Here is an 18,920-nt window from a genome sequence, read left to right as displayed (position 1 = left end):
GAGGATGGCTGATGTATCGCACATTGACCTGGCGCAATATTCCTACTGCGAGAACATTGTTTGCCATGATCTTCATCGCGGGGATCGGCTTAATCATTTCCATTGTCGCACTGCTCTATTTATCTCTGCACCTTATCAGCACGAAAACCAATGAAATTGACGAACACCGTTCAGCCCTTTCCGTGCAGGGTGCTATTCAGACATCCGTCAACCGGGTCTCCTCGCTGGTCCTGGATAACGCCGTCTGGGACGATGCGGTACACGAGACGTACCGTCCAACGCTGGATCCCAACTGGCTGTATAACACCTGGGGCGCTGGCTTTAAAATTAACAACCTCTATGACGGCACTTTCGTGCTTGATGAACACTTCAATGTCATCTGGGGATCGTTTCAAAGCCAACCGTTCAAAGAGACGAACCTTGATTTTTTTGGCAAAGGCTTCAAAGGGCTTATTAACCAGTACGGACAAGCACTGTCCAGTGATAAAAATATCTATGCGGGGATCACCCGAACGCGTAACGGCATTGCATTTGTTGGTATAGGGCTGATTCGCCCGATGATTGGAGATTTACAGGTTACCGATGGAACACGCCGCTATCTGGTGATTACGCGTCACCTGAACGCGAAAATATTATCCGATCTGGGGGCGACCTTTCAGATTGATAACCTCAACTTTACCCCTGAAAAAATCAATAATCTGAGTATGCCCCTGCACAGTTCAGCAGGCGAGTTACTGGGATATCTGAACTGGCAGGCACGTCTTCCGGGGGCACAAGCCGCCCAGGCTGCATCGTCCGATATTACGCAGATTGTGGTGCTGGCATCGGCGTTGATCCTGCTCTTCATTCTGGTGAGCAGTGTGGGGCTATACAAACTTGCGCGTGGAGAAAATCAGGCGCGTCTGGTCGCGAGAACGGACTGGTTAAGCCATCTGCCGAACCGACGTGCGCTGATCGAAGACCTGGATCGCGTGAGTTTACGCGGCGATATTGACGTCAAAAGCGTGGTGTTTATCGATCTGGATGGCTTTAAGGATGTCAATGACATCTACGGTCATAGCGTGGGTGACGATCTCATTGTAGTGATAGCGAAAACGCTGAATGAACGCGTCCCACCGGGAGGGATGCTGGCACGCATGGGCGGTGATGAATTTGCCATGACCATCGGCGGTGATGGCGCGGAAGCGCAGGCCACTGCGTTTGCCCGTTCGGTGCTGGATTTTCTTAACATCCCGATTCGGCTGGGGGAGCGCACAATCCATATCGGCGCCAGTATAGGTATTGCCAGCGGCACCCTGATCGAATGCACCAGTACTGAGCTGTTTCGCCGTGCGGATATTGCCATGTATCACGCCAAAATGAGTGGAAAAGGGCGCATCACCCACTACGACGCGGCGCTGAACAGTGCCCGAGAACGTAAGCTGGCGATTGAGAATCAGATCAGAAGCGGCCTAGAGCGCGATGAGTTTGAGGTCTGGTACCAGCCAATTATTGACGCTCACAGCCAGAAAATGAGCAGTGTCGAAGCGCTGGTTCGTTGGCCGCGTCGACCGGGCGGGCCACTTGGCCCGGACACCTTTATCACCATTGCAGAGACCAGCGGTTTGATTTACAAACTGGGCCAGTTTGTCTTGCAGCGGGCCTGTCAGGATCTGGAGCCATTCAGTGAGTTAAAACTCTCTGTGAATATCTCTCCTGCACAATTTCGCGATCCCGAATTTGAAGACAAAGTGGCCAGTGTGCTGGAGACCACGCGTTTCCCGGCCAACAGATTGCAGCTTGAAGTAACAGAGACCTATGTGCTGGAAAACCCGGAGCGTGCCCGCATGGCAATAGCCAATCTTAAAGCGCTTGGAACCGCGGTGGCACTGGATGATTTTGGCACGGGCTATTCCAGTATTGGGTATTTACGGCGTTTTAACTTCGACACCATTAAGATTGATAAATCACTGGCCGGGCTGGTGGGCAACGATGAACAGGCGGCAGCGCTGGTCAGCGGCACAGTGCGGATCGCCAATGCGCTGGGCATGGCGGTGGTGGCGGAAGGGGTGGAAACTGAGAAACAAATGAAACTGCTACGGCTGGCTGGCTGCGATCAACTGCAGGGTTTTTGGTTCAGCCAGCCGATGCCAATTGAGTCAATCAGAGAATTACATCAGATCAGGCAGTGCTGATTTACTGCTGCGCCAGCGCTTCCAGCTTGTCGCGAAAACCGGTAACAGACAACGCCCGGTTATCTGCGCGCCAGCGATCTTTCGCCGCAGGTGCGGAGCTCTGGACGCCAATCAATTGCCAGCCGTTATCCGTTTTCAGCATTAACGGCGAACCACTGTCACCCGGCAACGTATCGCACTGATGCGAGAGTACGCTGGTTTGTGCCCAGCCCGTCACAACACAGTCGGTGTGAGTGTAAAGCGCATCCAGATGATCAACAGGATAACCTGACTGCGTCACCTTGCGGTCGGCGGTTTTGAGCGCGGCGGTAAGTGCGGCTTTATCTCCGTCAAACAACGGCAGCGGTGTAATACCTGAAGGCGGGTAGCGCAAAATGATCAGGCCAAAATCCCATGAGGCGGCTGCCGGTGGCACTATCCAGCCATCACCATCGGGTTTCAGGCGTTTGCCGAGAGAGGGATCTACCCGGCCTTCGATGCCGTGGATCTCATAGCGCCATATTCCTTTTTGCGACACAAACCGCAAGGCAACCGCTTTATCTGGCTTGCCGTTTGGCGGAGTCAACAGACAGTGACCGGCCGTCAGGGCAAGTTGCGGGGTGATCAACGTCGCGGTACACAAGTTACCGCTGGCGGTTTCCAGTTGCCCTATCGCATCCCAGGGAGACTGGGTCGGGTCGGTGACGCGAGTCCGGTCATCATGACCGAAAAAAAGCGTTTTTAGATCTTTCGCGCTAATGGTGTCATCACCGCCATCATCCGCATGTGAAAATCCAGAAAAAAGACCAAACGTTCCCAGTAACAACACAACAGATTTACGCATATCACACTCTGGTGGGGGTAATTATGATTATTAAAAGTGAACCCTAAGAAAATACTATAGACGGGACAGCGCTAAAGTGGGAGTAAAATCAGCGTGCTACAATCAGGAAAGATAAAAATGGCTTGCGATGAGCGCGCATAAAATAAGCAGGATCAGGATCAGCTCAAACCGATAGCGTCGCAGCATACGCCCTCCGGATAAAAAAACGGCGCGGAACCTGTTCCGGTTCAGCGCCGGTTTACCAACGTGCCCCGAAGGGCACGATTAAGCTTGTACTCTTACGCAGCTGGCTGTGCAGCTGGTTTAGCAGCTTCGTGTTTTACTGCTTTTTTGTGGTGCTTTTTAGCGGCCTGAGCTTTCTGCTCTACAGCTGGTTTGGTCGCTTTTTTGTGGTGCTTTTTAGCAGCCTGAGCTTTCTGCTCTACAGCCGGTTTAGCGGCTTTCTTGTGGTGCTTTTTGGCAGCCTGAGCTTTCTGCTCTACAGCCGGTTTAGCGGCTTTTTTGTGGTGCTTTTTGGCAGCCTGAGCTTTTTGCTCGGTTGGTGCTGCGGTTGCAGGTGCAGCGGCTTCTTTTTTCACTGCAGCTTTATGATGTTTCTTATGGTGAACCGCTTTTGCTGGAGCAGCAGTAGTGGTTGCAGCTGGAGCGGCAGCCGGTGCAGCGGTTGCAGTAGTTTCAGCAGCAAACGCAGCAGAAGACAGACCCATAGCAGCGGCAACAACCAGAGCTAATACTTTATTCATTCTCATACCCTCGAATTTGGTTTTTCATTTAACCCCACTGCGGGGCCGTTGAAATAACTATATCCCTGTAAATTCGAGGTTTCCGTGAGTGATTGGTATCGCTGTGTAACGGAATGTACAAAGCGGGGATGGGGTGTACGGACAGGGCCAGCGCCGCTGTCCGTTCAGGCCAGCGTTATTTCTTGAGTGCGGTCAGAATCGCGGCCGGAGACTGACTGCCAATGATGGTGCGTGACTCAGGCTCGATCACCACCATAACGGGCGTAATGCTCACGCCCAACCGTTCAGCCAGCGCGGATTGCCGTGTGATCAATTCGGAGCAGGCTGCGGTGGTGTCGTTGTCAGGTAAAAAACCCGCCATCGCTTTTTGCAGGCTTTTGGCCTTATCGGTTGAACACCAGACGCGCCCCATATCTTCAATGACCGAGTCGCGAATGGCGTTGGGCGCAACGGTCAGAAACGACATCGTCAACCCGGCATCCGTATACTGCTTAACGTTTTTCACCACATTGCTGCAGTAAATGCACTGATTATCAATAAACACCAGCAGCTTGTATCTCTCCACGGGAGCCTGAAACGTGATGGGCTGGAGATCTGTCAGTGAGCGGGTAATATCATTGAATGCATCTTGTGGTGTGTTATCCGTGGCCGCGAAGGTACTTAAACTCGTCGCACACAGAATGGCTAACATCGTTTTCATTATGCCTTTCATCATTCATCCCTTATTTTGTTAATCCCTGTCTGATAGCGGTTTAATTATTTGACAAGGAAACGCAGTAATACACCAGGTCTGATCAAAAAGGTATGTGCTAAATCATCGTCTTATACAAAAAAGGCGAGGGGATAGCCGGAGCATGCTCCGGCTGGAAGGATTACAAATAACGCGAAGTCAGGTGTTCCCGGAAGTAACGGATATTCAGGTCTTCGCCCGTTGCCTGCGTAATGAGTTGCGATGTCGTAAAGCGGCTACCGTGCTGCCAGATGTTCTGACGCAACCAGTCAAACAGAGCGGAAAAATCGCCATTCGCGATGGCAGACTCCAGACCTGGAAGCGCGGTCTTTGCTGCATGGAACAGCTGTGCAGCATACATAGCGCCCAGCGTATAAGACGGGAAGTAACCAAAACCGCCGTCGGTCCAGTGGATATCCTGCATACAGCCGTTGCGGTAGTTGTCTTTAGTGGATAATCCGAGCCAGGCCTGCATTTTCTCATCCCACAGGGCGGGAATATCGTCCACTTCGATCTCGCCATTGATCAATGCACGCTCAATCTCGTAGCGCAGCACGACATGTGCCGGGTAACTCACTTCGTCCGCATCGACGCGAATATAGCCCGGCTTCACGCGCTGGTTCCAGGCAATAAAGTTCTCTTCACTGAACGCCGCCTGGCTGCCAAAACGGGCGTGCACCGCAGGGAGGAGATGTTTGAGGAAGGCCTCACTGCGGGCGAGTTGCATCTCAAAGAACAGGCTCTGAGATTCATGGATGGCGGTGGAGCGAGCCAGGGCAATTGGCTGTCCTGCCCACGCGCGCGGCAGGTTTTGTTCGTAGCGGGCGTGCCCGGTTTCATGAATCACACCAAACAGCGCGCTAAGCAGTTCATCCTCATCATAACGCGTGGTAATTCGCACATCTTCCGGTACGCCGCCGCAGAACGGGTGCGCACTGACGTCCAGGCGTCCGCCGTTAAAATCGAAGCCAAGTATCTGCATAGCTTCCAGCCCCAGCTCACGCTGTGTTGCTGTCGGGAAGGGGCCTTGCGGTGGAACAAACGAACGCTGAGCCTGTTTTTCCACCACGTTTGCCAGCAGGTCCGGCAGCCAGGATTTCATATCGCCGAACAGGACGTCCAGGCGGGCGCTGGTCATGTCGGGCTCAAAAATATCCAGCAGCGCGTCGTACGGCGTACAGCCTTTGGCTTCGGCCCGCAGGCGGGCCTCTTCCCGGCTGAGTTTGACCACCTCTTTCAGGTTGGCGGAAAAACCCTGCCAGTCGTTAGCGGGGCGCTGCGTGCGCCAGGCGTGTTCACACCTGCTGCCCGCAAGGGATTTGGCTTCTACCAGCGATTCTGGCAGCAGCGAGGCTTGCTGATATTGACGCGTCATTTCGCGCAGATTGGCCTCTTCAACGTCATTCAGATCTTCACCTGCCGCTGCAGCCAGCAGGTCGCCCACTTTCTTATCGGTCAGGATCTGGTGCTGCAGGACGCTCATCTCCGCCAGCGCCTCACCGCGCGCGGCGCTGCCGCCTGGCGGCATCATGGTGAACATGTCCCAACTGGCGATGGAGGAAAGGTGAGAGAATCGGGAGAGGCGCTGGAAGGTGCGGGTGAGTTGTTGGTAGTTGTTGTTTTTCATGAAGTCCTCGTGTCTGAATCAGCCGATGACAAAAATTAGCATCGGCTTGATTTAAACACGAAGACAATAGAATGTTAATGCAGACGTTTATGCAAACTCCCACCCACCAGCAGCGCCGCGCACAGCATCAGCGCAATAAATCCACCCACACCGTTCCAGCCGTAGTTATGCCAGAACACGCCGCCGAGCGTCCCGGCAATACTGGAACCGAGATAGTAGCTGAACAGATAAAGCGACGACGCCTGACCTTTGGCCCGACGGGCGCGTGGGCCTATCCAACTGCTGGCGACAGAGTGGGCGGCGAAGAATCCCGCGGAGAAGAGCAGCATTCCAGCAAAAATCAGCCACAGGGAGGAGAAGAGCGTCAACAGCAGGCCGAGTAACATCACGCCTGTGAATACCAGCATCACCGGTCCCCGCCCGAAACGCGCTGTCATCGCCCCGGCTTTTGGAGAGCTCCATGTTCCGGTCAGATAGGCGACAGAAAGCAAACCGACAACGGCCTGGCTCAGATGCCACGGTGAGAGCATCAGGCGGTAGCCAATATAGTTAAACAGTGTGACAAAGGAGCCCATCAGCAGGAAGCCGACCAGAAACAGGCGCGGCAGCCCTTTATCACGCCAGTGCAGACGGAAGTTGATAAACAGCGTTTTAGGACGCAACGAGGTGGGGCGGAAATGGCGCGATTCCGGCAGAATTTTCCAGAACATCAGTGCAGAGGCAAGGGCGAAGCAGCCAATGACAGCCAGCGCAATACGCCAGTTAAAGAGGTCCGTAAATACCCCACTCAGCAGGCGTCCACTCATCCCACCGATTGAGTTCCCGCTGATGTACAACCCCATTGAGAAGGCAACAAAACTCGGGTGGATCTCTTCGCTGAGGTAGGTCATCCCTACAGCGGCAACCCCACTGAGCGATAAACCAATCAGCGCGCGCATCACCAGAATACCGTGCCAGCTGGTCATCATGGTCGAGAGTAATGTACAGACCGAGGCCAGCATCAGCGCGGTAACCATCACCGGTTTGCGACCGATGGCATCTGAGAGCGGGCCGGTAAAGAGCAGGCCAATCGCCAGCATCCCGGTGGAAATTGAGAGCGAAACGCTACTGCTGGCGGGTGATATGCCAAATTCGTGAGAGAGAACGGGCAGGATCGGTTGAACGCAATAGAGCAGTGCAAACGTTGCCAGACCAGCAGAGAAGAGCGCCAGCGTGACGCGCATAAATTGAGGTGTACCGCGTTTAATGAACTGAACCGGCTGAGGTGATACGGGTAAATCATTGATATCTCTGGCCGGATCGATATCAATGGCAGTTGTACGACTCACACAGTTTCCTTGCTTAAACATCCCCGTGATTTCTGGTGACGGGTATGACCACATGATCAGAGTAGGAAAATGTAAATATTCTGTCTAATATATTAATAATCTCAAATGATACTTTAAAAATATGAATATTGAGCTGCGTCACCTCCGCTACTTTGTTGCCGTTGCCGAAGAACTGCATTTTGGCCGCGCGGCGGCAAGACTGAATATCTCTCAGCCACCGCTAAGCCAGCAGATTCAGATCCTGGAGCAGCAGGTTGGGGCACGTCTTCTGGCCCGCACCAACCGCAGCGTGAGTCTGACGGCAGCGGGGAAACAGTTTCTGGCCGACAGCAGACAAATCCTGAGTATGGTCGAGGAGGCCGCGGCCCGGGCAGAACGGTTGTATCTCGGGGAGACCGGAGAACTGCGGATCGGGTTTACCTCGTCCGCACCGTTTATCAGCGCTGTCTCGGAGACACTCTCCTCATTCCGCCGGCATTTTCCGGATGTTCATATTCAGACGCGCGAAATTAATACCCGCGAACAGATTGCGCCACTGAATGAAGGTTCGCTGGATCTGGGGCTGATGCGAAACACTCAACTGCCGGACACGCTGTCGTGGCAGGTGATCCTGCGCGAACCGCTGATGGCGATGATCCCTCACGATCATCCACTGGCTTCGCGTCCGTCTGTCACGCTGGCTGAACTGGCAAAAGAGCCGTTTGTCTTTTTTGACCCGCAGGTCGGGACGGGCCTGTATGATGATATTCTGGGTTTGATGCGCCGCTACGATCTTGCCCCGGTTATCACTCAGGAAGTTGGGGAAGCGATGACCATTATTGGTCTGGTCGCTGCCGGGCTGGGCGTGTCTATTCTTCCGGCCTCCTTTAAACGGGTACAATTGCGCGAAATGCGCTGGGTTACCATCGCTGAAGAGGACGCCATTTCCGAGATGTGGCTGGTATGGTCAAAACATCATGAACAGAGTCATGCCGCACAGCGTTTTAAACAGCAGTTAATTAGCGCCTCTGCCGGGCGATATTTATAGGGAAATACGGGCAAAAATGTGCAGTAAATCACATGGCTAAGTAAATATTTGACGACGGCCATGGAAGTGCTTCACCATAGCCCAAAGTTTATTTCGAAGCTCGAAAATAAGGGAGTACGAGGTGGTTGCTGATAGTCAGCCAGGGCATATTGATCAGATTAAGCAGACCAACGCTGGCGCGGTGTATCGCCTGATTGATCAGCTTGGTCCGGTTTCGCGTATCGATCTATCGCGCCTGGCACAACTGGCACCTGCCAGTATCACCAAGATTGTCCGCGAAATGCTGGAAGCCCACCTGGTTCAGGAGACCGAGATCCAGGAGCCGGGCAGCCGTGGCCGTCCGGCGGTCGGGCTGGTGGTTGAGACTGAAGCGTGGCACTACCTGTCACTGCGTATCAGTCGGGGAGAAATCTTCCTTGCGCTGCGCGACCTGAGCAGCAAACTGGTGGTGGAAGACCGGCTCGAACTGCCGCTCAATGCTAAGGAACCGCTCCTCGATGCGATTGTCTCGCATATCGATAACTTCTTTATCCGTCATCAACAGCGGCTTGAACGCTTAACGGCGATAGCCATCACCATGCCGGGCATTATTGATACCGAAAATGGCATTGTTCACCGTATGCCGTTTTACGACGATGTCAAAGAGATGCCGTTGGGTGAAGTGCTGAAAAACCATACCGGTGTACCGGTCTATATTCAGCATGACATCAGCGCCTGGACGATGGCCGAGGCACTGTTTGGCGCGTCACGTGGTGCGCGGGACGTAATTCAGGTCGTCATCGATCATAACGTCGGGGCCGGTGTTATCACTGACGGACGCCTTCTGCATGCCGGAAGCAGTAGTCTGGTGGAAATTGGTCACACCCAGGTCGACCCTTACGGTAAACGTTGTTATTGCGGGAACCATGGCTGTCTGGAGACCATTGCCAGCGTGGAAAGCGTGCTGGAACTGGCGCAGGCGAGGCTCGGCCAGTCCATGAGCTCTTCGCTACACGGACAACCCTTAACGGTAGATTCCCTCTGCGCTGCCGCACGTCAGGGCGATCTCCTGGCGAAGGATATTATTACCGGCGTAGGTAATAACGTTGGCCGCATTCTGGCTATTATGGTGAATCTCTTCAACCCGCAAAAAATCCTGATTGGTTCGCCGCTCAGCCAGGCGGCGGAGATCCTCTTCCCGGCTATTTCGGCCTGTATTCATCAGCAGTCGCTCCCCGCGTACAGCAAAAATATTGCGGTAGAAAGTACCCAATTCTCCAACCAGGGCACGATGGCAGGTGCGGCGCTGGTCAAAGATGCCATGTATAACGGCTCGCTGTTGATCCGCCTGTTACAGGGTTAACTCTTTTCCGCAGATGTAAGAAAAATTGCGCTATCTCAAGCCGGGTAGCGCACGCTTCCCGTAGACTTCCCCCACTGAATTATTTACCTGGTTTATATTTCGAAGCATACCCAAGAGGTGGAGCGAGTCATGCTTAAGCGTTTCTTTGTTACTGGTACAGATACCTCTGTCGGCAAGACAGTGGTATCCCGCGCATTACTGCAGGCCCTGGCTGCAAGCGGTAAACGCGTTGCAGGGTACAAACCGGTCGCAAAAGGCAGTAAAGAGACGCCAGAGGGATTGCGTAATAAAGACGCTCTGGTGCTGCAAAGCGTCTCGTCGCTGGAGCTGCCTTATCACGCGGTTAATCCAATTGCGTTAAGCGAAGAGGAGAGCAGCGTGGCGCACAGCGGTATGATTAATTACCCCCTGCTGTCTGATGGTCTGGCAAACCTGAGCGGGAAGGTTGATCACGTTGTGGTTGAAGGGACGGGCGGCTGGCGCAGCCTGATGAATGATTTGCGCCCGCTGTCTGAATGGGTGGTGCAGGAACAACTTCCTGTGGTGATGGTTGTGGGTATCCAGGAAGGGTGCATTAACCATGCGCTGCTGACGGCACAAGCCATTGCCAATGACGGCCTGCCGTTGATTGGCTGGGTGGCAAACCGTATCAACCCAGGACTTGCGCACTACGCTGAAATCATCGACGTGCTGAGCACAAAACTGCCAGGGCCTTTGGTCGGTGAGTTGCCGTACCTGCCCCGCGCGGAGCAGCGCGAGTTAGCGCAATACATCGATCTCTCTGCCCTCGGTGGCGTGTTGACCGTAGATCGAGTCGTGGCGTAACGTCCTCGACAGCACGGACGCCACAACACAGGCGACCAACAAACCGGGCAGCAAAAAATACTGCCCGGTCATTTCACAGACCATCAGCGCCGACATAATGGGCGCATGTGTGGTTGCGGCGAGTAACGTTGCCATGCCTGCCAGCCCCAGCAAAATCGCCGTCTCAGAACCCGGTAACCACAGCGCGAAAAGTTGAGCAAACAGCATCCCTGTCGCCATACCGACAAACAGCGTAGGCGTAAATACCCCTCCCGGTGCACCCGAGCCGCTGCTGGCCAGTACCGCCAGCAATTTACAGATAAACACACCGGCAATGACTGACAGCAACGGGGGCGCGAGCAGAAAAGCTTGAACCACGCTGTAGCCATTCCCCCACACCTTAGGCGTCAAAAGGGACAGCAGCCCGACGATCAAACCGCCGAGCGCCAGTTGCCACGGCGGTGAAAGTTTGAGACGCAGGAATAACTCATGACTGAACGTCATCAGCCACATCAGCAGTGGGCCGCAGAGGCCCGCCAGCAGACCCATAGCGAGCAACAGGGCATAATCTGCCGCGGTGAGTATGCCACTCAAACGCACGTCATAGAGCGTGAGGGCTCCGGGTGCTAAAAGATGCGTCGTGAGCAGCGCCACCACCGCAGCAATAACCACGGGGCCAAGCGAGGCCAGCATCAGCGTGCCAAACAGAATCTCCGCAATGAACAGGCTTCCGGCTAACGGAGCATGGTAGGCGCTGGCCATCCCGGCCGCGGCGCCGCAGGCGATCCAGAGTTTCCATTCAGATTTCGGCGTAAAGCGGCGGGCGAAAAAGGAGGCGGCGAGGGCGGCAAGCAGGATCATCGCCCCTTCGCGGCCAATGGCACTCCCGCTGGCAACGACCAGCAGTGACGCAAGGGATTTCACCAGACTGGCGCCGTAGTCAAACTGACCATCACCGGTCTCCAGCGCTTCCATATAATCAGTTGGGGCGTGAGGACGCTGCGCGGTAAATCGCTGCCATCCCCATAACAGTAACCCGGCCGCCAGCCCACCCAGGGCAGGTGTCAGTGCGCGCCGCCAGGGAGAGAGCGCGGCGGCGGCATTCACCAGGCTGCCGCTGTCGTTACTGAGAAACAGCCACTCCAGCAGATACATGCTGTGGCGGAACACCGCAACGGCCAGCGCGGCCAGTACGCCAGTGATGGTGGCTATCAGGAGTCGACGAAACATTGCCCGGATGTCGGGATAAGTGTGAAGACGTTGCATGAGTCGCGATTAAACGGAGTCGATGCAATATTGTGGCGGGAAATCGCAGGGTTAGCAAAAGGTATGCGTGCGAAAAAGCCGGGCGACGCCCGGCCGTATTTCTACACCATTCCGTTATTACCGTGACGCAAAAATGCCGGGCGCTGGTTGAGTCGTTCAAACCAGGCATCAACGGCGGGTACATCAGGTTTGTCGAAAGGGGTCATTTTCCAGCGATTCACCGACAGCCCGAGCACAACATCTGCAAGCGTAAACACTTCGCCTGCGGCAAAGGCACCGGTGCGCTGAAGTTGCCCCTCAAGGAGGGTGATGCACCCGTTCCACTCTTTTATCCCCGCAGCAATCCTTTCGGCGTCGTTATAGTCCGGGTTGTTACGCCCCAGTGCCGGGAAGACATAGCGCCAGGCGTTATTGAACTCGGTTGCCTGCCAGTCCATCCAGCGTTCGACATTGGCACAGGCCTGCGGTTCTGACGGCAGCAGATCATAACGTCCTGCCTTGCGCGCCAGATAACGGCAGATAGAGTTGGATTCCCACAGCACGAAATTATCATCGATCAGCACGGGCACCATGGCGTTAGGATTCAGCGCGCGAAATTCATCCGTTTCGGTGGAGGCAAAGCCGCTGCCGTAATCTTCCTGCTGGTACGCGATACCGGCTTCTTCGCAGGTCCAGAGCACTTTACGAACGTTGATTGAGGTGGTTTTACCGAGGATGTTTATCATTGCGCAGGTGTCCTTTAGGGGCGTTCATTGTGCGAAAACAATACATCAGTTCAGCAGAGGAGGTTGGGGCAAAATTTGGTGGGGAGTGCTTTTCCTGACCAGACGGAACGTTTCTGGAAGACGCCTCGCAAACCGCAAAGTAACCTTGTGAAATTAAGGGTTATGTCTTTTCTTAAACCGATCGGGGTCGTAAAGTGCCTGCGTTGCGGCATATCCGCAATCGGGCGTAGGAACCCGTATCAACCATATAGTGACATTTCGTATGTCGCGGCAGTGCCGATCCCGTTACAATTGCGGTGGCGCTGGCGGAGCAGTCGCAAGGCTGGCCGTTTTTCTATATGGGCGGTATTCCTACCTCTGTCAGCGCTACCCCTCGGGCGTAGGAACTCATTGGGTAGTTAATTGAACTACATATAGAAGGATGCCTTATATGGCTACTATCCCAACCCTGACTTATCTCCCGTCTGACGAAAGCGTCATTCTGCAACTTATCTCCCGGCCGCTTCCGGCTGATGCCGATCTGTTTGTCGTCGCCGACAACTGCGCCGCGCTGGTGAGTGTGCTGGTCGAAATCGAAGATGCAACGATGTTTACTGCGCTTTGCGAGCGTCTGCTGCACGCCCTGCGTAAGCTAAGGGAACTTTGCGATGTTGATCTTCCGCCAGACCTGATCGCGCAACTGATCATGGGTGAGAAACTGAACTCCTGCGTGCCGGACTGCTGGCAGGATACCGTGACCCAGGTGGACTATGCTCTGGCGCTGACACAAGCGGTTAAGGGCGGAACGCTACCTGCGAATGTAGCGAAAGAGCTAACAGGCTTGCTGCACGATATGGTGTGGCTGCTGGCGGAGTTTGTGAAGGAGCCGCGCATTACTGCGCATTAAGGGTGCTGGTATGGAGGGGCGGTAGCGCCCCTTTGACGTCGTGATAGAAGTAATCAGTTCCCCGTATCCAGGAGTGACGTCCCGTAGGAGTTGTCGATGGTACAAAGCCAGCGACCGTCGCTCTCCTGTCGAAAAACATAGGTGGCGCGACGTGATATTTCCGTTCTTCCACCCTGACCATCCGGAAAACGCAGAATGGTTTCCATGATAACAAGCGCATTGCCGCCACCTTCTATCACCTGCATCTCTCCTTGTTCGACAACCAGTTGATCCTGAAAATAATCTGCGATGGCAATAAACGCGCTGCGGATGTTGTCTTTACCTTTAACGGTCATGCCGGGCTTGACCACCAGAGCCGCGTCTTCGGCGTAGTACTCCATCAGGGCGGCATAGTTTTTGGTGGTGATGGCGTGATCGCAGGATTCGATTATCTGGCGCAGCGGATGTGGGGTCATGCGCATTTCCTCGGAGAAGGGGGGAAGGCGTATTAACATAACAGTCATGCGTAACTGTAAAGCTACCAGGTTTTATGGGGGATAGGTTTAGGTTTGACGCGGATAACTTAGCCACATCAGTAATGAGTTACAGAATGGTGGTGGCTATGCGTTATAAACATTTTCTCAAACGCATAACCATCACATTTTAAAAGGCATATGAAAGGACAGGTTAAGGGAGTTGCTTCACATCCGAATATAAATTTTTAAGATGAGTTATTCCTAAATCAAGAATAGGTTCATACATAAATGAATTCAGATGAATATTTTCTGGAGTCATTAAATTCACCTGTTCGAGAGTGGAAATACTCAATTCATCACCAACTCCAAGTTCCTTGTATTTTTGAAGAAGCTTGATAGTTTGGTTCTCGGTTATGGAGTTTGTAAATGCTTCATTGTTGATAGCTCTAATCATATGCCGCTCCGCTACTAGTCTAATGGCAATTGATAGTACAATTTTCCCTTCAAGCTCAACAACTTCCTCTTGGGTTTGGAAAACTAACTCTGCTTCTTCATTGATCAAGTCAATCACAAGTTTCTCTGGTGGGGGCAAAGTTAACTGTTGTTTATCAGAAAGGATTTTCTTATATATGGAGCAAAGTTCATCTAATGTAATTGTATCAGTATCTGCCTTAATATGAAGTAAAGACGTCAATTTGAGAAACTCGGATTCCAAACCACAGTATTCAGCCAAATTCCGAACGAATGGAATTGCAGAGATGCAAAATTTAGATGTGGTTAGGTTTTGTTTCCAGTGATTAAACGGGTTCTTTTGATATTTTTCCTGAGTGAGTTTTAGTTTTCTACCTATCTTAGAAGCATGAAGTTTGCATTCACGTTTTAATCCAAGTCTTCCACCTATACACCTATAAAAATCAAAATTGTGCGTCAAAAATAGACACAGAAAACTTCCTGAACTTGCAATATCTTTTAAGTATTCAATAATTGCATACTTGTTTTTGTAATCGAACGAATCCGCAATGTCGTCAATCACTAGGATTGTTGTTATTCCTTGCTTCCTTCTTGTTTCGATTTCAAACAATATATTAAGTATATAAAGCGCTCTTCTTTCTCCCTGACTCAATACTGTCAATAAAGAATCTTTTTGGACGTCGCCTTCGCCATCATCATCATAAAATTTAAATGAAATTGAAGGTTGCAAGCCTTTCAGAATAACATCATCCTGATTTGATACACTCATTTTAAATGGGACGGTGAATCGTCTATTGAATGCTTCAACAACTTCCTCCCATTCCGTTCTTTCGCTCTTTGCTTGCTCAATAGCTTCTTCAATAGTGATTTTGTTTGTTCTATAGGCAACAAGAAATTGATTGTAAAGTTCCTTCTGATCAATTAAATAAGAAACCCACAGTTTTTTCTGGAGCTGTCTAAAGTCTTTCAAATGTGGGAGTATTTTCTGATTGTCAAATAAATAATCTCTAAACCTCCTTAGGTCAGTGTTTTGTATTTTCTTATCTATGGCATCAAATCTTGAAGAAAGATCTTTATCTGTCAATATTTTCTTTCGTTCATCTTCAATTTTTTCAGCAAGTTCATCAGCCGAGGAAATCTCCTTCATTCCGTCTTTTGTTCTTAAATTTACTGTATGTTTAGCTTCGAAAAAACCATTGTCTTTGAGTTGCTTATTAATGGTTGATGCGCTGTAATGATTAAAATGTTTACTGAGAACATCTGATTTTGATATAAGTTCATTATATTTATTGATGTAGTCTTCAATTTGTTCTTTAATTGTTCCTGACTCTAAAAGTCCCACAGTCTTATCATTGAAAATCTCCACATAAACTATCGAAGAAAGCTCAGATTCATTTCCACTTTTAATTTCCTCCTCTAGAGATTCCATTAGCTCACCAAGGGTTTTATTGCCGAATATTTTTAAAATCTCAGATTCTGGAGTAACGTTTCTACCAGTCAATCCAGATAGTTGTTTAAGCTTCGAAAATAAAATAGATTGTTTATCAGAAATGTCTTTGAGGGAATTATCATACTTTTCCTTGACATCACTATTTACAAGTAGTAGTGATGTTTTTTCAGATGAAAAGTCAGCATTATATGGTTCAACAACGAAAATAGATTCTGCAGCAATGTCTTTACCTGTATCATCTTGGATAATTCTATTTGATACTCTTTCTGTGAATATTAAATCCTTTGTTTCTGTTCCTTTTGCTAAATCGTTAAAAGTTTTAGAGAATGAGGTTTTCATAAAACCATTGGGTGCATAGATTGCATAACTTCTGGTTGTACTAAAATCAAACTCATGTACTAATTCATTAATGCCGTAGCAATTCTTCAGATCGACTGTGAGTTTCATCATAATCCCTTGTTGAAAATCTAAATGAGGCTCTTGCTATCATAGATGGTGATTTATTTAATTTCAAAAAATCACTACAATGCGTCCATCTTTGAGGCAGTAAATAAAGTTATAACTTCGAACGAAGTCGCAGGCAAGGGGTGAATATTATAAAGTATACTAATGATAATAAAATATAAGATTTGCAATGCACTTCAAACTTTTTCAACGCAATATATGCATTGAATTTATAACTAATGTCCGCTTCTGACTGTGTGTTCAGCGGCTCAATGCAACGCTATCCTTAATCAAGGTAGATATTGCCATGAATCACGGCAGAACAGAAAGCGATCATCTGGAACAGATATAAGCAAGGTGATTTCCTGCATGATATCGCCAGAATGTTCGACAGATATCATTCTTCCAACATACCCACTATTTGCCAGGCTGATGGATACTCCCCCTGCGAGAAGTGGTAGCGGTTAGCGCTTTCGCTCGATGAAAGAGAAGATATATCCAAGGGACTGGTTGCAAAATGCAGTATCAGAGATATCGCTGAGAAATTATCAAAAACACCCTCAACGATCAGCCGCGAGATCAGGATGCACGGTGGTGTAAAACAATACCGTGCATCAAAAGTGGATACTGATGCATGGGAAAATGCACTGAGACCAAAACCTTGCAAGCTAATTGAAAGCCCCGCATTGTGTAAAATCATTGCAGAGAAGATGCATCAGGACTGGTCGCCGGTACAAAGCGATAGTTGGCTGAAGGACTGTTAACACCCAGGCTATGCGACCGTTCGCAAAAATGTGTAAGTCTTATCCATCCATTTTGAACGTTGTAAAGTTCATACGACGTTTTTTGTTACATTATTTCCGAATGACGATCTCATCTTTAAAGTTGCATAATAGAGAAAATTACTTTGACGCATCAAGGGATAGGGAAAGTGCTCATGGGTAGTCGGCAAAACTACGGATCACGGATTATGCGGATTGATTCCACTATAGGGGAGTGCGGTAACAACCAGCCAGATGAGGTGTTGTGGTTTCAGCAAATGCTCAGTGAGTCCGGTTATCAGGAACTCACTGGGCGACAAGTTGAAGTTAACGGCAAATGTGACAGGGATACGATTGACGGTATTCGTTGGCTTCAGAATATGCTCTCAATGAGACCGACGGGAATGATTCATCCTGGAGACATCTGGCTTCAGGAAGCGATAAAGAATGTTGTTTTACAGCCCTGGCGTAAAACTGTCGGGGCGGTGCAGTTAAAGGTGCCTGAAGGTCAGGTAACCTTTGATGCTGAAGGACATGATTATATTCTTCCTGATTATGCCCCAAAGAGGGCACCTAAAAGACATGACTATTTCTCACGAATACTGCATTGGCCTGGTGATGTATCTGGCGTCACACTAGGACGCGGTTATGACATGAAAATGCGTACTGCTGGAGAGATTTATTCAACACTGCGAAGTCTTGGCATAGAAGAATACCGAGCCGTGATTGCTTCAAACGCGGCATATCTTAGTGGAAGACAGGCTAAATTTTTTGTAGAAACCACATGGCAGTTATTTGGCGAAATAAGCTATGTCCAGCAGATTGAATTGTTCAAACGTTCTTATCTGGAAAAAAAGAATTACGCCAAACCTTTTTATGTCAGGAGAGCAACAAAAGAACCGAATGCACCGTCATGGGAGCAACTCGATCAGAAAATTAAAGATGTTGTTGTCGATATTTTTTATCAGGGTATAAGGCATCCCGCAAGCTTAATAGAGTCTGCAATAGAAGGCAGAACAGCGCTTATAAACTTCATCAGGGATGACTCATCACTTATGCGTTATGAGTCTACAAGACACCGAATCAGGTATTTACAATGAAAAAGACAGTGCTAGCGATTGTTTTTATGACTTTAGTTCCGTCAGCCTACAGTGCTGAGAAATCAGATATTATCGCAGGGCCAGAAACTGATAGTTGTTGGCGTACTAATGCTGATCGAGGAAAAGCATCTGAATGCTTACATGCACTTAGTGATAAAAGTAATAAAAGCATGGACGAGTTAATTAACAAAACAGTCATGCAAATAAAGGAAAATAATACTGGTCCCGTTTACAAAGGTAAGGACCCTCAACAAACCATTGGTGATGTCTTCAGCAAGTTTTTCCTCGATTCACAAAATTCCTGGAAAGAGTATCGTAAAAACTTCTGTTTAGGTGTTGGGTCGCAAATCGGGGAAGATACCTATGATTACTGGCCTTATATTTATCAATGTCAAATCAATCTTAATAAAAGGCATGCTGAAGAGATAAAAATGCTTCATGCTGATGAAGAGTGATCTGAGAAGCCTGCTGACTGAATTTTTGCAGTTTAGCAGGCTAATTGATCTTTTAAATACAGGTATTATAAGTCTGACAAAAGTTTTTTGATTTTTACTGCCTTTTCAAAATGGTCCAGTTTCATTTCCATAATCCACCAGTGCGCAACTTCCATAAGCAGTTCAGGATCATCATTTTTATTGGCAAAAAAAGCATAAAACGAAAGCCCAACATGGCTTCCCTTAGAGGCAATTTTTGAATCACAGATCCTGATGATTTTTTCCTTCATTCCTTGTCGCACGTCATCTCCTTTACTATTTTCATGTTCT

Annotated in this window: 17 protein-coding genes and 1 pseudogene; 8 read left to right on the top strand and 10 right to left on the bottom strand. The window is 50.0% G+C overall.

The window, feature by feature from the left end; genetic code table 11:
• Positions 1–11: 11 nt before the first annotated feature.
• Positions 12–2,174, top strand: a complete 2,163-nt coding sequence (locus V6E55_RS20930; protein ID WP_316943816.1) for a bifunctional diguanylate cyclase/phosphodiesterase — start codon at positions 12–14, stop codon at positions 2,172–2,174.
• Position 2,175: 1 nt separating this feature from the next.
• Here V6E55_RS20930 and V6E55_RS20925 read toward each other — a convergent pair whose 3' ends face one another.
• The 5 genes from V6E55_RS20925 to V6E55_RS20905 form a co-directional block, all read right to left on the bottom strand.
• Positions 2,176–2,997: a trypsin-like serine peptidase gene (locus V6E55_RS20925; protein ID WP_114977413.1), complete on the bottom strand. Its 822-nt coding sequence runs from the start codon at positions 2,995–2,997 to the stop codon at positions 2,176–2,178.
• 278 nt (positions 2,998–3,275) lie between these two features.
• Positions 3,276–3,740 carry an acid resistance repetitive basic protein Asr gene (gene asr, locus V6E55_RS20920; RefSeq protein WP_316943815.1) on the bottom strand — a complete coding sequence of 155 codons (465 nt, stop codon included), beginning with the start codon at positions 3,738–3,740 and terminating at the stop codon, positions 3,276–3,278.
• Positions 3,741–3,915: 175 nt separating this feature from the next.
• Positions 3,916–4,440, bottom strand: a complete 525-nt coding sequence (locus V6E55_RS20915; RefSeq protein ID WP_410493472.1) for a thioredoxin fold domain-containing protein — start codon at positions 4,438–4,440, stop codon at positions 3,916–3,918.
• A 172-nt stretch (positions 4,441–4,612) separates the two neighbouring features.
• The gene (locus tag V6E55_RS20910; protein WP_316943814.1) at positions 4,613–6,097 is read right to left on the bottom strand and encodes a carboxypeptidase M32; all 1,485 of its coding nucleotides are present in this window, start codon (positions 6,095–6,097) and stop codon (positions 4,613–4,615) included.
• 74 nt (positions 6,098–6,171) lie between these two features.
• Entirely contained in the window at positions 6,172–7,425 is a 1,254-nt protein-coding gene (locus tag V6E55_RS20905; RefSeq protein WP_316943813.1) for an MFS transporter, read from the bottom strand.
• Between the two features lie 121 nt (positions 7,426–7,546).
• Between V6E55_RS20905 and V6E55_RS20900 the strand changes: the two genes are divergently transcribed.
• The 3 genes from V6E55_RS20900 (at position 7,547) to bioD (ending at position 10,619) form a co-directional block, all read left to right on the top strand.
• Entirely contained in the window at positions 7,547–8,452 is a 906-nt protein-coding gene (locus V6E55_RS20900) for a LysR family transcriptional regulator (protein ID WP_129995949.1), read from the top strand.
• Between the two features lie 121 nt (positions 8,453–8,573).
• On the top strand, positions 8,574–9,794 hold the full coding sequence (gene mlc, locus V6E55_RS20895) for a sugar metabolism global transcriptional regulator Mlc (protein ID WP_316943812.1): 1,221 nt from the start codon (positions 8,574–8,576) through the stop codon (positions 9,792–9,794).
• 129 nt (positions 9,795–9,923) lie between these two features.
• The gene (bioD, locus tag V6E55_RS20890; RefSeq protein WP_114977402.1) at positions 9,924–10,619 is read left to right on the top strand and encodes a dethiobiotin synthase; all 696 of its coding nucleotides are present in this window, start codon (positions 9,924–9,926) and stop codon (positions 10,617–10,619) included.
• Here bioD and clcB read toward each other — a convergent pair.
• Entirely contained in the window at positions 10,554–11,864 is a 1,311-nt protein-coding gene (gene clcB, locus V6E55_RS20885) for a voltage-gated ClC-type chloride channel ClcB (protein ID WP_316943811.1), read from the bottom strand. The genes bioD and clcB overlap by 66 nt on opposite strands.
• A gap of 101 nt (positions 11,865–11,965) precedes the next feature.
• On the bottom strand, positions 11,966–12,589 hold the full coding sequence (locus tag V6E55_RS20880; protein ID WP_316943810.1) for a glutathione S-transferase family protein: 624 nt from the start codon (positions 12,587–12,589) through the stop codon (positions 11,966–11,968).
• Between the two features lie 430 nt (positions 12,590–13,019).
• Here V6E55_RS20880 and V6E55_RS20875 point away from each other — a divergent pair, with 430 nt between their 5' ends.
• Entirely contained in the window at positions 13,020–13,475 is a 456-nt protein-coding gene (locus tag V6E55_RS20875) for a hypothetical protein (protein WP_316943809.1), read from the top strand.
• Positions 13,476–13,528: 53 nt separating this feature from the next.
• Here V6E55_RS20875 and V6E55_RS20870 read toward each other — a convergent pair whose 3' ends face one another.
• Both V6E55_RS20870 and V6E55_RS20865 read right to left on the bottom strand, forming a co-directional pair.
• Positions 13,529–13,930: a YybH family protein gene (locus V6E55_RS20870; RefSeq protein ID WP_316943808.1), complete on the bottom strand. Its 402-nt coding sequence runs from the start codon at positions 13,928–13,930 to the stop codon at positions 13,529–13,531.
• Positions 13,931–14,141: 211 nt separating this feature from the next.
• Positions 14,142–16,301, bottom strand: coding sequence for a hypothetical protein (locus V6E55_RS20865; protein WP_316943807.1), 2,160 nt, complete (start codon positions 16,299–16,301; stop codon positions 14,142–14,144).
• A 305-nt stretch (positions 16,302–16,606) separates the two neighbouring features.
• On the opposite strand from V6E55_RS20865, the pseudogene V6E55_RS20860 reads away from it, so the two are divergent.
• The 3 genes and pseudogenes from V6E55_RS20860 to V6E55_RS20850 all read left to right on the top strand — a co-directional run.
• A pseudogene (locus tag V6E55_RS20860) lies at positions 16,607–17,056 on the top strand (transposase); the annotation flags it as partial.
• A 176-nt stretch (positions 17,057–17,232) separates the two neighbouring features.
• Positions 17,233–18,156, top strand: a complete 924-nt coding sequence (locus tag V6E55_RS20855) for a peptidoglycan-binding protein (RefSeq protein ID WP_316943806.1) — start codon at positions 17,233–17,235, stop codon at positions 18,154–18,156.
• Positions 18,153–18,611: a DUF1311 domain-containing protein gene (locus tag V6E55_RS20850; protein WP_316943805.1), complete on the top strand. Its 459-nt coding sequence runs from the start codon at positions 18,153–18,155 to the stop codon at positions 18,609–18,611. Before V6E55_RS20855 ends, V6E55_RS20850 begins: the two co-directional genes overlap by 4 nt.
• 65 nt (positions 18,612–18,676) lie before the next feature.
• Here V6E55_RS20850 and V6E55_RS20845 read toward each other — a convergent pair whose 3' ends face one another.
• Positions 18,677–18,892 (bottom strand): DUF6500 family protein, encoded by a 216-nt coding sequence (locus V6E55_RS20845; RefSeq protein WP_114977394.1) that lies wholly within the window; start codon positions 18,890–18,892, stop codon positions 18,677–18,679.
• Positions 18,893–18,920 lie beyond the last annotated feature (28 nt).

The sequence above is a fragment of the Enterobacter sp. 342 genome (assembly GCF_036663495.1).
Classification (GTDB): domain Bacteria; phylum Pseudomonadota; class Gammaproteobacteria; order Enterobacterales; family Enterobacteriaceae; genus Enterobacter.
This window is presented reverse-complemented; position numbering and strand designations above follow the sequence as displayed.

Excerpts from the sequence above, each read along its gene's own strand:
- V6E55_RS20850 (WP_316943805.1), top strand. The coding sequence starts at position 18,153 with ATGAAAAAGACAGTGCTAGCGATTGTTTTTATGACTTTAGTTCCGTCA.
- V6E55_RS20865 (WP_316943807.1), bottom strand. The coding sequence starts at position 16,301 with ATGATGAAACTCACAGTCGATCTGAAGAATTGCTACGGCATTAATGAA.
- V6E55_RS20915 (WP_410493472.1), bottom strand. The coding sequence starts at position 4,440 with ATGAAAACGATGTTAGCCATTCTGTGTGCGACGAGTTTAAGTACCTTC.
- V6E55_RS20855 (WP_316943806.1), top strand. The coding sequence starts at position 17,233 with ATGGGTAGTCGGCAAAACTACGGATCACGGATTATGCGGATTGATTCC.
- clcB (WP_316943811.1), bottom strand. The coding sequence starts at position 11,864 with ATGCAACGTCTTCACACTTATCCCGACATCCGGGCAATGTTTCGTCGA.
- V6E55_RS20930 (WP_316943816.1), top strand. The coding sequence starts at position 12 with ATGTATCGCACATTGACCTGGCGCAATATTCCTACTGCGAGAACATTG.
- V6E55_RS20900 (WP_129995949.1), top strand. The coding sequence starts at position 7,547 with ATGAATATTGAGCTGCGTCACCTCCGCTACTTTGTTGCCGTTGCCGAA.
- bioD (WP_114977402.1), top strand. The coding sequence starts at position 9,924 with ATGCTTAAGCGTTTCTTTGTTACTGGTACAGATACCTCTGTCGGCAAG.
- V6E55_RS20910 (WP_316943814.1), bottom strand. The coding sequence starts at position 6,097 with ATGAAAAACAACAACTACCAACAACTCACCCGCACCTTCCAGCGCCTC.
- V6E55_RS20925 (WP_114977413.1), bottom strand. The coding sequence starts at position 2,997 with ATGCGTAAATCTGTTGTGTTGTTACTGGGAACGTTTGGTCTTTTTTCT.
- V6E55_RS20870 (WP_316943808.1), bottom strand. The coding sequence starts at position 13,930 with ATGACCCCACATCCGCTGCGCCAGATAATCGAATCCTGCGATCACGCC.
- V6E55_RS20875 (WP_316943809.1), top strand. The coding sequence starts at position 13,020 with ATGGCTACTATCCCAACCCTGACTTATCTCCCGTCTGACGAAAGCGTC.
- asr (WP_316943815.1), bottom strand. The coding sequence starts at position 3,740 with ATGAATAAAGTATTAGCTCTGGTTGTTGCCGCTGCTATGGGTCTGTCT.
- V6E55_RS20880 (WP_316943810.1), bottom strand. The coding sequence starts at position 12,589 with ATGATAAACATCCTCGGTAAAACCACCTCAATCAACGTTCGTAAAGTG.